This is a genomic window from Mesorhizobium sp. B2-4-19, assembly GCF_006441315.1.
In the GTDB taxonomy this organism is placed as follows: Bacteria; Pseudomonadota; Alphaproteobacteria; order Rhizobiales; family Rhizobiaceae; genus Mesorhizobium.
Window position 1 is genome coordinate 320,410 of the sequence record NZ_VFUV01000002.1, and the last position, 12,510, is coordinate 332,919.

At 63.6% G+C, this 12,510-nt stretch carries 11 protein-coding genes; 6 read left to right on the forward strand and 5 right to left on the reverse strand.

What is annotated here, in order from left to right; all coding sequences use genetic code 11:
• Positions 1-19: 19 nt before the first annotated feature.
• Both FJ546_RS04780 and FJ546_RS04785 read left to right on the forward strand, forming a co-directional pair.
• Complete coding sequence (locus FJ546_RS04780) at positions 20-469, forward strand: Rrf2 family transcriptional regulator (protein ID WP_140888300.1); 450 nt, start codon at positions 20-22, stop codon at positions 467-469.
• A complete protein-coding gene (locus tag FJ546_RS04785; RefSeq protein WP_140888301.1) occupies positions 459-1,358 on the forward strand; it encodes an NAD(P)/FAD-dependent oxidoreductase in 900 nt (299 codons plus the stop codon). Before FJ546_RS04780 ends, FJ546_RS04785 begins: the two co-directional genes overlap by 11 nt.
• On the opposite strand, the gene FJ546_RS04790 is transcribed toward FJ546_RS04785, so the two are convergent.
• Positions 1,355-2,131 carry a DeoR/GlpR family DNA-binding transcription regulator gene (locus FJ546_RS04790; protein ID WP_140888302.1) on the reverse strand — a complete coding sequence of 259 codons (777 nt, stop codon included), beginning with the start codon at positions 2,129-2,131 and terminating at the stop codon, positions 1,355-1,357. The two genes, FJ546_RS04785 and FJ546_RS04790, sit on opposite strands and share 4 nt — an antisense overlap.
• A 412-nt stretch (positions 2,132-2,543) precedes the next feature.
• On the opposite strand from FJ546_RS04790, the gene FJ546_RS04795 reads away from it, so the two are divergent.
• Positions 2,544-3,431, forward strand: a complete 888-nt coding sequence (locus FJ546_RS04795) for a phosphotransferase family protein (protein ID WP_140888303.1) — start codon at positions 2,544-2,546, stop codon at positions 3,429-3,431.
• Entirely contained in the window at positions 3,428-5,881 is a 2,454-nt protein-coding gene (locus tag FJ546_RS04800; protein WP_140888304.1) for an FAD-dependent oxidoreductase, read from the forward strand. Before FJ546_RS04795 ends, FJ546_RS04800 begins: the two co-directional genes overlap by 4 nt.
• On the opposite strand, the gene FJ546_RS04805 is transcribed toward FJ546_RS04800, so the two are convergent.
• Positions 5,878-6,510, reverse strand: coding sequence for a class I SAM-dependent methyltransferase (locus FJ546_RS04805; RefSeq protein ID WP_181167816.1), 633 nt, complete (start codon positions 6,508-6,510; stop codon positions 5,878-5,880). The genes FJ546_RS04800 and FJ546_RS04805 overlap by 4 nt on opposite strands.
• Before the next feature lie 103 nt (positions 6,511-6,613).
• Between FJ546_RS04805 and FJ546_RS04810 the strand changes: the two genes are divergently transcribed.
• Positions 6,614-7,516, forward strand: a complete 903-nt coding sequence (locus FJ546_RS04810) for a phosphotransferase family protein (protein WP_140888306.1) — start codon at positions 6,614-6,616, stop codon at positions 7,514-7,516.
• A 28-nt stretch (positions 7,517-7,544) separates the two neighbouring features.
• Here FJ546_RS04810 and FJ546_RS04815 read toward each other — a convergent pair whose 3' ends face one another.
• From FJ546_RS04815 to FJ546_RS04825, 3 genes are all read right to left on the reverse strand, one after another.
• Positions 7,545-8,015 (reverse strand): DUF805 domain-containing protein, encoded by a 471-nt coding sequence (locus tag FJ546_RS04815; RefSeq protein WP_140888508.1) that lies wholly within the window; start codon positions 8,013-8,015, stop codon positions 7,545-7,547.
• Between the two features lie 269 nt (positions 8,016-8,284).
• On the reverse strand, positions 8,285-9,208 hold the full coding sequence (locus FJ546_RS04820) for a DMT family transporter (protein WP_140888307.1): 924 nt from the start codon (positions 9,206-9,208) through the stop codon (positions 8,285-8,287).
• 107 nt (positions 9,209-9,315) lie between these two features.
• Complete coding sequence (locus FJ546_RS04825) at positions 9,316-10,596, reverse strand: amidohydrolase family protein (protein WP_140888308.1); 1,281 nt, start codon at positions 10,594-10,596, stop codon at positions 9,316-9,318.
• Between the two features lie 152 nt (positions 10,597-10,748).
• Here FJ546_RS04825 and FJ546_RS04830 point away from each other — a divergent pair, with 152 nt between their 5' ends.
• Positions 10,749-12,503, forward strand: a complete 1,755-nt coding sequence (locus FJ546_RS04830) for an ABC transporter ATP-binding protein (protein ID WP_140888309.1) — start codon at positions 10,749-10,751, stop codon at positions 12,501-12,503.
• Positions 12,504-12,510 lie beyond the last annotated feature (7 nt).

The following is a 12,510-nucleotide window of genomic DNA, read 5'->3' on the forward strand; positions in this document are numbered from 1 at the left end:
TCGTAACTAAATAAGTTACATGAAGCGGAACAGCCGACTGTCCTCCACCTTGCACATTCTCGTCCACATGGCCGAGAAGCCAGAGCACGCGCTGACCTCCGAGCAGCTTGCCACCTTCATTCACACCAACCCGGTGGTGGTGCGCCGCACCATCGCCGGCTTGCGAGACGCCGGCATCGTCACTTCGTCGCGCGGGCATGGTGGCGGCTGGCTGCTCGGGCGGGCGCCCGAAAACATCTCGCTGGCCGAGATCAGCGCCGCGCTTGGCGAGACGCTGCTGCCGTTCGGCACCGAGCCGGAAAGCCCGGGGTGCCTTGTCGAGCAAGCGGTGATCGCCGTGCTCGACGATTTTCGCGTCGCGGCCGAAAGGCTGCTGGCGGAGAAGCTCAGCCGCATCACGCTGGCCGACCTGACCGCCGATTTCCGCCGCCGTTACGACCTCATTGGAGTCTCCAGCCATGCAGTATGATCTTGCCGTCATCGGCGGCAGCTTTGCCGGCCTGTCCGCCGCCATCCAGGCGGCGCGGGCCCGGCGCAACGTGCTGGTGATCGACGCCGGCCAGCCGCGCAACCGCTTTGCCGCGCATTCGCATGGCTTTCTCGGCCAGGACGGGCGCACGCCCGGCGCCATCCTCGATGATGCAAGGCGGCAATTGCTGGCCTATCCCACAGCCAGGCTTGTCAATGCCCGTGCGGACAGAGCCGTCGCCAACAGCAGCAGCGATTTCGAGATCACCACCGATGGCGGCGAGACATTCGGCGCCGCGCGGCTGGTGCTGGCTACCGGGGTGCGCGACATCCTGCCGGAGGTGCCCGGGCTTGCCGAGCAATGGGGCAAGACGGTGTTGCACTGCCCCTATTGCCACGGCTACGAGGTTTCCGGCGGGCCGCTTGGCGTGCTGGCGACCGGCCCGATGTCCATGCATCAGGCGCAGCTGATCGCCGACTGGGGCGACGTCACGTTGTTCGGCAACGGCCAGATCGAACCCGACGCCGAGCAGATGCTCGCCCTGGAAAGCAAGACTATCACGTTCGAACCCGCGATCGTCAGCGAACTCAGGGAAGACGGCTCCGGCGGCCTGATCGTCCATCTCGAGGGCGGCCGAAAAGCTGGCGTCAGGGCGATGTTCACCGCGCCGCGCAACACGATGGCGAGCCCGCTGGCCGAGCAGCTCGGCTGCGGCTTCACGGATGGCTTGCTCGGTCCGGTAATATCCGTCGACGATCGGCAGCAGACGACAATTCCCGGCGTCTATGCCGCCGGAGACGCCGCACGCGCGATGCATAACATCGCCTTCGCGGTATCGGGTGGCACCTTCGCGGGCGTGTGCGCCCACCAATCGCTGGTGTTCAGTTAGAATCCGGCTTCGCCGCCGGCAATGCTGAGCCGCGCGCCGGCCTGCGCCAGCGCCGCGGCGATGTCGTGCGGCGGCGAACGGTCGGTGGCGAGTTCGGAAAAGCCGTCGAAGCCGCAGACCTGGACCAGGCCCTGACGGCCGAACTTGGTGTGGTCGGTGATGACGAGTGAGCGCTGGCCGCGCGACAGCACCATGCGGGCGAATTCGGCCTCTTCCAGATCGTAGTCCATGACACCCGTCACCGCATCGACGGCGCCGGTGGATATGATGGCATGGCTGACCGAGAAGCGGCCGACGAACTCGATGGCCGAAGTGCCGAACGCGGCACCTGAATCGCTGCGCAATTCGCCGCCGGCCATATAGACCTTGTTGCCGTTGATGGTGGCGAGCGTGCGGGCGATGTCGGAAGAATTGGTGACGACCGTCAGGCGCCGGTGGCCGAGCAGTTCCCGGGCCAGGAACGAGGTGGTGGTGCCGGTGTCGAGCATGACCGATTCCCCGTCGCGGATGGTGGCGGCGACCATGCGGGCAATGATGCGCTTGGCATCGGCATTCTCGCGCATGCGCCGTTCGAACGGCGCCTCGCCGACCATGGACGGCAGGCCGATGGCGCCATGCATCTTCAGAACCGAGCCGTCGCTGGTGAGTGGCTTGACGTCGCGGCGCACGGTTTCCAGCGAAACACCCAGCCGATCGGCCAGGCTGGCGATGGTGACGGTTCCTTCTTCCTGCAGCAGCCGCAGGATGTCGCCGTGGCGTTTGGAATGGACCATTGGGTTTCCCGGACTTCGCCTTTTGACCGGTTTTAAGGTAATTCAAGCAGTTTTAAAGATATCGCCCCTTGCTTTCGGGCAAAACACCCAAAAAAAGTCACATCATTTTATTGACAACCGGGCAACCTTGGCGTGAAATCTAACGCACCAGCAGGGGTTCGGAGCTGCAACGGGAGGGCGATGGCAGAGCCGCAACTCACTGGCCGGGCGGTCTTGAACGTGTCTGGGGTAAGGAATTTTCAGATCCGCGGGGGCGGATGCCGGGATCAGAATCCTGGCCAAGGGGCTCGTCGGTGCGGTGCGGGATACCGATCCTGGCGTCCCGCACCGACGAGACTATTTGCGTTTTTCCCCGCCCTCATCGCGTTGTCCATGGCGCCTTGTCGAAGCCCAGCAAACCAGGGATGATCCCGTGATTGCCGAAGATCGCATCCGCGCCCTGCCGTGCTGGACCGGCGCCATCGAGATCGCCCCCCTGCCCGGCGGCCTGAGCAACGCCAATTATGTGGTCAGCGACGCCGCCGGCAAACATGTCGTGCGCTTCGGCCAGGACTATCCCTTCCACCATGTCTTCCGCGAGCGCGAGGTGATGACCGCGCGGGCGGCCCATGCCGCCGGCTTCGCGCCGGCCGTGCGCTATTCCGAACCCGGCATCCTGGTGACGCAGTTTCTCGGCGCCAGGACCTTCCTCGCCGAGGACGTGCGCGCCAATCTCGGCCGCGTGGCGGCTCTGCTGCGATCCTTCCATCGCGAGATGCCGAACCATGTCTCCGGCGCCGGCTTCATGTTCTGGGTGTTCCACGTCATCCGCGACTATGCGCGCACGCTCGAGGAAGGCAACAGCCGCAAGCGCAACGACTTGCCGCGTCTGCTGACGCTGGCCGACGAGCTGGAGCGGGCGCAGAAATTGCTGCCGATCGTCTTCGGTCACAACGATCTTTTGCCGGCGAATATTCTCGACGACGGCAACAGGCTGTGGCTGATCGATTTCGAATATGCCGGCTTCAACACGGCAATGTTCGACCTCGCCGGCGTCGCCTCGAACGCCGGCATGAGCGACGCGGAATCCTTCGCCTTCCTGACCGCCTATTTCATGAAGGAACCGGACGAGGCGATCCGCCGCTCGCACGCCGCCATGCAATGCGCCTCGCTGTTGCGCGAGGCGATGTGGAGCATGGTTTCGGAACTCTATCTCGACGCGCCCGACATCGACTACGTCGCCTACACCGAGGAAAATTTGGTGCGGCTCGACGCGGCGCTGGAAAACTACCGGACAAAATACGGGATCCTGAAACCATGACCTTGCCCAGCCAGGCCGCCATCGTCGTCATCGGCGGCGGCATCATCGGCTGCTCGACGGCCTATCATCTGGCGCGCGACCACAAGGCCGACGTCGTGCTGCTCGAACAGGGCAAGCTGACCTCGGGCTCGACATGGCACGCCGCCGGCCTGGTCGGGCAATTGCGCTCGTCCGCCTCGATCACCCGCGTGCTCAAATATTCGGTCGACCTCTACAAGGGGCTGGAGGCCGAAACCGGCCTTGCCACCGGCTGGAAAATGACCGGCTGCCTGCGGCTCGCCACCAATGCCGACCGCTGGACCGAGTACAAGAGACTGGCGACCACGGCGAAGAGTTTCGGCATGGACATGCATCTTTTGTCCCCGGCCGAGGTCAAGGCGATGTGGCCGCTGATGGAAACCGGCGATCTCGTCGGCGCCTCCTGGCTGCCGACCGACGGCCAGGCCAGCCCCTCCGACATCACGCAGTCGCTGGCCAAGGGCGCGCGGATGCATGGCGCCAGGCTTTATGAGAATGTCCGCGTCACCGGCTTCGAGATGAAGGGCGGCCGCATCACGGCGGTGAAGACCGATCAAGGCGGCATCGCCTGCGACAAGGTGGTGAACTGCGCCGGACAATGGGCGCGGCAGGTTGGCGCCATGGTCGGCATCAACGTGCCGCTGCAGCCGGTGAAGCACCAATACATCATCACCGAGAAGATCGATGGCCTGGCGACCGACGCGCCGACGCTGCGCGACCCCGACCGGCGCACCTATTTCAAGGAGGAGGTCGGTGGACTGGTGATGGGCGGCTATGAGCCGAACCCGCAGGCCTGGGCGACCGATCTCCCCGGCGGCGACGTGCCCAACGACTGGGAGTTCCGGCTGTTCGACGACGACTACGACCATTTCGAGCAGCATATGACACAGGCGATCGCGCGGGTGCCGGCGCTGGAAACCGTCGGCGTCAAGCAGATGATCAACGGGCCGGAAAGCTTCACGCCGGACGGCAATTTCATTCTCGGCACGGCTCCAGAATGCGCCAACATGTTCGTCGGCGCCGGCTTCAACGCTTTCGGCATCGCCTCTGGCGGCGGCGCCGGCTGGGTGCTGGCGCAATGGGTGGTCGACGGCGAGGCGCCGCTCGACCTGTGGGTGGTCGACATCAGGCGCTTCTCCAACCTGCACCGCGACCGGCAATGGGTACGCGAGCGCACGCTGGAAGCCTATGGCAAGCATTACACGATCGGCTTCCCGCACGAGGAGTATGCCAGCGGCCGGCCGCGCATCGTCTCGCCGCTTTACGACAGGCTGAAGCAGCAGCGCGCCGTGTTCGGCTCGAAGCTCGGCTGGGAGCGGCCGAACTGGTTCGCACCGGAAGGCGTCGAGCCGCGGGACATCTATTCCATGGGCCGGCAGAACTGGTTTTCGGCGGTCGGCGACGAGCACCGGCATGTGCGCGAGAAGGTCGGCATCTTCGATCAGTCGTCCTTCGCCAAGTACGAATTGAGCGGACCCGACGCGGCCAAGGCGCTCGACTGGATTTGCGCCAACGACGCCAGCAAGCCGGTCGGAAGGCTGACTTACACGCAGCTTCTCAACACGCGCGGCGGCATCGAGGCAGACCTGACCGTGGCGCGGCTGGCCGAGGAGAAATTCTACATCGTCACAGGCACCGGCTTCCGCACGCATGATGCCTCGTGGATCAGCGACCATATAGGCGAGGCTCATGATGCGGAGTTGACCGATGTCACAGAGGATTTCGGCACGCTGTCGCTGATGGGTCCGCGGGCGCGCGACGTGCTCTCCGCTGTCACCGATGCCGATGTGTCGAATGCTTCGTTCCCGTTCGGCCATGTGCGCGAGGTCACCATCGCCGGCCACACGATTCGGGCGCTGCGTGTCACCTATGTCGGCGAACTCGGCTGGGAACTGCATGTTCCGATCGCAGCGACAGGCGAAGTCTTCGACGCGCTGATGGCGGCCGGCAAGACGCACGGCATCCGCCCGGTCGGCTACCGGGCGCTGGAATCGCTGCGGCTGGAAAAGGGCTACCGCGCCTGGGGTTCCGACATCACACCCAACGACACGCCGCAGGAAGCCGGCCTCGGCTGGGCGGTCAAGCTTAGGAAGAACACCGATTTCGTCGGACGGCGCGCACTGGAGAAAGTGGTCGGCGCGCCGTTGAAGAAGCGCTTTGCCGGTTTCACGGTCGACAATCCGGAGATCGTGCTGCTCGGCCGAGAGACCATTCTGCGCAATGGCGAGCCGGTGGGCTATCTGACCAGCGGCGGCTATGGCTACACGCTGGGCAAGAACATCGGCTACGGCTATGTGCGCAACGGCGACGGGGTGAGCGACGATTTCCTCGCCGCCGGCGACTACGAACTGGTTGTCGCAATGGAGCGGACGCCGGCCAGAATCCATCTTGAGCCGATGTTCGACCCGACAGCGGAGAGGGTAAAGGCCTAGTTCACCCGCAAGGCGAGGCCGCGGCTGGGCACGGTGTCGGCCTCGCCCGGCATCGAGACGTAAGGGCGCGTCTCCTCGACACGGGTGACGGCGCCTTGCGCCTCCAGTTCGGCGATGCGTGCGGCAAAACCCTGATCCCACAGCGTGTTCTTGACCGTCAGCACGATCACCCCGCCGGGCCGGCAGATGCGGATCAGCTCATCCAGCCCTTCGACGCCGACATGGCCTGAAGTGAAGACACCGGCCGAGACGATCCCGGCATAGGCATCGTCGGCAAAGGGCAGCGTGCCGCCGAGCGCGAGGCAATGCAGCGCGGAATAGACGCCCTTGCGGGCGGCCTGGTCCAGCATGCCTTGCGAGATGTCCAACGCCTCGACTTCAGGATAGCCGGCAATATCGAGCCATTCGCCGATGAGCCCGGTGCCCGCGCCGGCATCGAGCAACGGCGCCGCGCCGCGCGGCAAATGGCGGGCCAGCAGGGCAAGGCAGATCGTCGGATGACGATAACCGGCGGCCGACATGTCGGCGTCATAGGTCTGTGACCAGCGGTCATAGAGTGCGGCCACCTCTTCAGGGCGCTTGGCTGCGTAGGCCGCGCCAAGCGCGCCTTGATGTCTGTTGTCCGCCACTTTTGTCCTGTCCACCAATCCATGGGTCTCACAGGGGATGATAGCCAAACGGCGAAAATTGTGGAACCGTTGCGGTGAGAAATAACGGCGTGGGGGCGCGGGCATGGTGACAGACGAGGCGCGGGCAAAACTGGCTGCCATTCCCATGCTGGCCGGCTATACCGGGCCACTGGAGCGGCTCGGCGGCCTTACCAATCTCGTCTTCAGAGCCGGCGATCTCTGCCTGCGCATTCCAGGCAAGGGCACCGAGGAATACATCAACCGCGCCAACGAAGCGGTGGCCGCGCGCGAAGCGGCCAAAGCCGGCGTCAGCCCCGAAGTGCTGCAGGCCGACGCCGATACCGGTGTGATGGTGACGCGTTTCATCGCGGGCGCGCAGACCATGTCGCCGGAGAAATTCAGGGAGAGACCGGGCAGTCCCGCCCGGGCCGGCGAAGCCTTCCGCAAGCTGCACGCGTCCGGTGCGGTGTTCCCCTTCCGCTTCGAACTTTTCGCGATGATCGACGACTATCTCAAGGTGCTGTCGACCAAGGACGTGACCCTGCCTGCCGGCTATCACGACGTGGTGCGCGAGGCCGGCAGCGTGCGCTCGGCGCTTGCAGCTCATCCGCTTCCGCTCGTCGCCTGCCATTGCGATCCGCTTTGCGAGAACTTCCTCGATACGGGCGAGCGGATGTGGATCGTCGACTGGGAATATTCGGGGATGAACGACCCGCTCTGGGATCTCGGCGACCTCAGCGTGGAAGGCAAGTTCGATGCCGACCAGGACGAAGAGTTGATGCGCGCCTATTTCGGCGGCGAGGCGAGGCCGGCGGAACGCGGCCGCGTCGTCATCTACAAGGCGATGTGCGATCTGCTCTGGACGCTGTGGGGGCTGATCCAGCTTGCCAACGAAAATCCCGTCGACGATTTCCGCGCCTATGCCGACGGCCGCTTCGCCCGCTGCAAGGCGTTGATGGAGACGCCGGAATTTTCAAGGCATCTGGCGGCTGTGCGTATGGGTTAAAGCAAATCCATATGGCAGGGGCTCCAGCCTACCTGAAAACCCTCTCTATTTCGGTCAAAGTCACCGTGTCGTCGGATTTTTTGCAATACCAAATGATCAGCGCGATGGGACCGATGGGGACCAATCCCGCAAGGAGTTGATGCCAACCGCTTCTGTTGATGTCATGCAGCCGGCGAGCGGTCATGGCAAGGGTCGGCAGAAGGATGGCAAGATTCCAGATCGATGAGACGATTTCATTCTTCACGATGGCATCGACTATGACAAGAACGACGCCGGCAATGAAAATGAAGAGATAGGAATACCAGAACTCCGAGCGGCTGGCCCTGCCGGAAAAATTCACATAATTTCGAAAGAAGCTTGAAACGGCTTCACCGAAATTCATCGAAGGCGGCATTTCTCCGAACCGGTTCGCACCGGTTGCTGCTCTTAGAACAAACACCAGCGGCAAGCCGATTAGGATCAAAACGATCAGCCAATGCCATATGGAAAAACTTCCCATCATCACCCCCTCTGTCGCCGCGTTTTTTTGAGATGTCGATCCTGCCTCTCCCAGGCAAGAATCAATCCCGTATTGCGCCCGAATGGCAACGTACACCGCAAAGTATCGATGTAAATATCGGACTTTCTGGCCAGAGACTCCAACAATTCCGCATGATAGCCTTCGGCCGCTGGATGCGGAGCTTCGAAACGGCAGCCTGTGACGTGCCGTATGCTTTGTTTCGACGCAATCGCGGACGGAAAGCCTTCTTACACTTTCCTGGAACCGCCTTAATTCACGCCCTTCGGCACGTTTTCGGGCGGCACAGTGGCGTCGACCACCTTTTGGCGATGGAAAATGAACAGGCCCGCCAGCACGATGATGCCGGAGCCGATCAGGATGCGCGGACCGGGGACGTCGCCGAAGAACACCAGCCCGAACACCACGGCCCACAGGAGCAGCGTGTAGTGCAGCGGCGCCAGCGTCGAGGCCGGCGCCAGCTTGAGCGCCCGCGTGATCATCAGATGGGCGCTGCAGGAAACGATGCCGAGCAGCAGCATGGCGCCGAAATCGAGCGCCGAGGGGGTTTGCCAGGCGCCAATGGTCAGCACGCCGCCGACCAGCAGCGTGCCTATCGTCTGCCATGTCACCAGATTGGTGTCGCTGGTGCCGCGCAGCCGCCGGTTGAGGATGATGGCGAAGGCAAAGGCGATGCTGCCGGCAAGCGCGAAGCTCGACGACAGCGAGAACGCGGCCGAGGAGGGCTTCAGCATGATCACCACGCCGCAGAAGCCGAGCAGGATCGCCACCCAGCGGCGCCAGCCGACCTTTTCGCCGAGCAGCAGGTGCGAGAGCGCCGCGACATAGATCGGCCCCGCCATGTAGAAACTCATGACGTCGGCAAGCGGCAGATAGACGACCGCGGCATAGAAGAGTGCGGTGTCGAGCGTGGTCATGACGACACGCAAGATCTGCAGTTCAGGGCGTTCCATGCGAAACAGCCTGGCGGGGCCCTGATGCGCGATCATCGGCGCGAGAACGAAGAAGGCGCCGATGGAGCGGATCAGCACCACCTGGCCGACGGAGAAGCTGGCGACCAGCCACTTGCCCATCGCATCGTTCAGCGCAAACAGGAAGTCGCCGGCCAGCATCAGCAGAATGCCGGCCAGAAGCACGTTCCTGATTGTGGAATTCTGCGCAACGGGTTGCGTCATGCCAATCCCGATTCCTCCCTCGCTCAAGTCGCGTCGTAGACGGAAGCGGCGGCTTTGACGAGAAGAATCCGGGAAATCGCCAGACCAGGACCGGGAATCGGCTGGGCCTACGTGGCTTTGTGCCTGCGGTTGACCAGTGCCGGCCTGCCCGGGATGGAAAGCCTTGTATCCTGCCGCGTCCGTTGCGCCACGACCTTGCCCCTGGCGATGACGCAGATGCGCTCGGCGCGCAGGCGCAGGGCCTCGATCGGATTGCCGGCGTCGAGGACGACGAGGCTGGCGCGCTTGCCGACGGCGAGACCGAGATGGTCCAGACCCATGATGGCGGCGTTGACGTTGGTGACCATGTCGAAGCAGCGCGCCATGTCGGCGGGGCTCGACATCTGCGCGACGTGCAGGCCCATGAAGGCGACGTCGAGCATGTCGGCGGTGCCCAGCGAATACCAGGGATCGAGCACGCAATCCTGACCCCAGCCGACACGGATGCCGAGCGCCTGCATCTCCTTGACCCGGGTCAGGCCGCGGCGCTTTGGAAATGTGTCGTGGCGACCCTGAAGCATGATGTTGATCAGCGGATTGGGGATAGCTGAAACGCCGGCCTCGGCGATCAGCGGCAGAATCTTCGAGACATAGTAATTGTCCATCGAATGCATGGAGGTGAGGTGCGAGCCGGCCACCTTGCCCTGCAGGCCAAGGCGCTGCGTTTCATAAGCCAGTTGCTCGATGTGGCGCGACAGCGGGTCGTCGGTCTCGTCGCAATGCAGGTCGACCATCAGGCCACGTTTGGCCGCGATCTCGCACAGTTCCGTCACCGAGCGCGTGCCGTCGGCCATGGTGCGCTCGAAATGCGGAATGCCGCCGACGATGTCGACGCCCATGTCCAGCGCACGGATGGTGTTTTCACGCGCCTTCGGCGAGCGGTAGAACCCGTCCTGCGGAAAGGCCACGAGTTGCAGGTCGATGTAGGGCGCGATCGCTTTCTTGACGTCGAGCAGGGCCTCGACCGCCAGCAGCCTGTCGTCGCAGACGTCGACATGGGTGCGGATGGCGAGCAGGCCCATCGACACCGCCCAGTCGCAATAGGCGAGCGCCCGGTCGCGCACCGCCTCGTGCGTCAAAAGCGGCTTCAGCTCACCCCATAGCGCAATGCCTTCCAGCAGCGTGCCCGAGGCGTTGATGCGCGGAATGCCGTAGGACAGCGTGGCATCCATATGGAAATGCGGATCGACAAAGGGGGGCGAGACCAGATTCCCGCCGGCATCGACCTCGGCCCGGGCGGAACCCTGCAATTTGGGCTCGATCGCGGCGATTGTCTCGCCGCTGATGCCGATATCGGCAATCCTGCCATCCGGCAGCGTGCCACCACGAACGATAAGGTCGAAATCCATCTGTCGTCATCTCGCCTGAAGAATCACTTTGCCATCGTGTCGCAAAAGACAGCATGACGCAGCGGTTTCTTTCCAGAAGCCGCCAATGGTTCCATCCGGCGACAACACCCTCTATAAGCCGCCTTCGTCATTGCGCCACCAAGGATCAGCCTTTGTTTCGTTTCTTCCGCTCGACGGAAAACCAGCGCCTCGTGGCAAGGCTGGTCAAGGAATCGTTCCGGGAGCATATGTTCGGATATGGCGCGGCCATTCTTTCGATGCTGGTGGTGGCCGGCATGACCGCCGCCAGCGCCTGGATCCTGCGCGAAATCACCAATGAATTCGTGATCGACAAGCGGGTCGACCGCGTCAACATGATTGCCGCGGCGGTCGCCGGGATCTTCATCCTCAAGGGCCTCGCCAATTTCGTCCAGGCCTATTTCATGAGCCGGGTCGGCAATGCCATCATCGCCGACCGGCAGCGCAAGATCTACGACCGCATCCTGGCGCAAGGCATCGAATTCTACCATTCGACCTCCTCATCCGACCTGATCACCCGCATGACCAACAATGCCCAGGCGGCACGCAACGTGCTCGACCTGATCGTCACCTCCTATGTGCGCGATCTGGTGACCCTGCTTGCCTTGGTTGGTGTCATGGTCTGGCAGCAGCCGGTGCTGTCGCTGATCTGCTTCGTCGCCGGGCCTGTGGCCATCTATGGCGTCAACCGCATCCTGAAGCGCGTGCGCAAGTTCGCCGCCATGGAGTTCCGCTCGGTTGGCCAGATCATTCAGGTGATGCAGGAAACCGCTATCGGCGTGCGCGTGGTCAAATCCTTCAACCTCGAAAGCTTGATGCGCAAGCGCATGTACAAGGCGGTGGCAGACGTCGAGGATCGGGCCAACAACATTGCCGCGCTGGAAGCGGTGACCAGCCCGGTGATGGAGACGCTGGCCGGGCTGGCGATCGCCGGCGCCGTCATGGTCAGCGGCCTCCTGGTTCTGCAGGGCGGCCAGATGCCCGGCAACATCATGGCGTTTATCGCGGCGCTGCTGCTCGCCTATGAACCGGCAAAGCGCCTGGCGCGCGTGCGGATCTCACTGGAAAGCGGCATTGTCGGCGTGCGCATGATGTTCCAACTCGCCGACGAGCCGCTGACGCTGGCCGAGGAGCCCGATGCAAAGCCGCTTACGGCCGGACCGGGCGAGATCCGGTTCGACGCCGTCAGCTTCGCCTACCAGAATGGGCCGCCGGTGCTCGACCGGTTCGACCTCACCCTTGCGCCGGGAAAGATGACAGCGCTGGTCGGGCCCTCCGGCGGCGGCAAGTCGACGATCCTGAACCTGATCATGCGCATGTATGACCCGAAGAGCGGCAAGGTGCTGCTCGACGGCCAGGACATTTCCCATGCCACCCTCGCCTCGCTGCGGGAAAAGATCGCCTATGTCAGCCAGGACACGTTCCTGTTTGCCGGCACCATCATGCACAACATCCGGCTTGGGCGGCAGGACGCGACCGACGAGGAGGTGATCGGCGCCGCAAAGGCCGCCAACGCGCATGAATTCATCATGGCGCAGGCGAAAGGCTACGAGACCGATGTCGGCGAGAATGGCGGCCTCTTGTCGGGCGGCCAGCGCCAACGCATCTCGATCGCGCGCGCCATGCTGCGCAACGCCGAAATCCTGCTGCTGGACGAGGCGACCAGCGCGCTCGACGCCGAATCCGAAGCGCTGTTCCGCGACGCGCTGCAGCAGCTGACCGAAGGCCGCACGACGATCGTCATCGCGCACCGCCTGTCGACCGTGCACCAGGCCGACACGATCGTCGTGCTGGAAGGCGGCAAGCTGGTGGAGAGCGGGCCGCATCGTGCTCTGCTCACGCAGGGCGGGCTTTACCAGAAGCTTTATGAATATCAGCTGATGCCGTAGCGGAGTT

Bases quoted from the DNA above. Each gene is read 5' to 3' on its own strand.
- FJ546_RS04780 (WP_140888300.1), top strand. From the start codon at position 20: ATGAAGCGGAACAGCCGACTGTCCTCCACCTTGCACATTCTCGTCCAC.
- FJ546_RS04785 (WP_140888301.1), top strand. From the start codon at position 459: ATGCAGTATGATCTTGCCGTCATCGGCGGCAGCTTTGCCGGCCTGTCC.
- FJ546_RS04790 (WP_140888302.1), bottom strand. From the start codon at position 2,131: ATGGTCCATTCCAAACGCCACGGCGACATCCTGCGGCTGCTGCAGGAA.
- FJ546_RS04800 (WP_140888304.1), top strand. From the start codon at position 3,428: ATGACCTTGCCCAGCCAGGCCGCCATCGTCGTCATCGGCGGCGGCATC.
- FJ546_RS04810 (WP_140888306.1), top strand. From the start codon at position 6,614: ATGGTGACAGACGAGGCGCGGGCAAAACTGGCTGCCATTCCCATGCTG.
- FJ546_RS04815 (WP_140888508.1), bottom strand. From the start codon at position 8,015: ATGGGAAGTTTTTCCATATGGCATTGGCTGATCGTTTTGATCCTAATC.
- FJ546_RS04820 (WP_140888307.1), bottom strand. From the start codon at position 9,208: ATGACGCAACCCGTTGCGCAGAATTCCACAATCAGGAACGTGCTTCTG.
- FJ546_RS04825 (WP_140888308.1), bottom strand. From the start codon at position 10,596: ATGGATTTCGACCTTATCGTTCGTGGTGGCACGCTGCCGGATGGCAGG.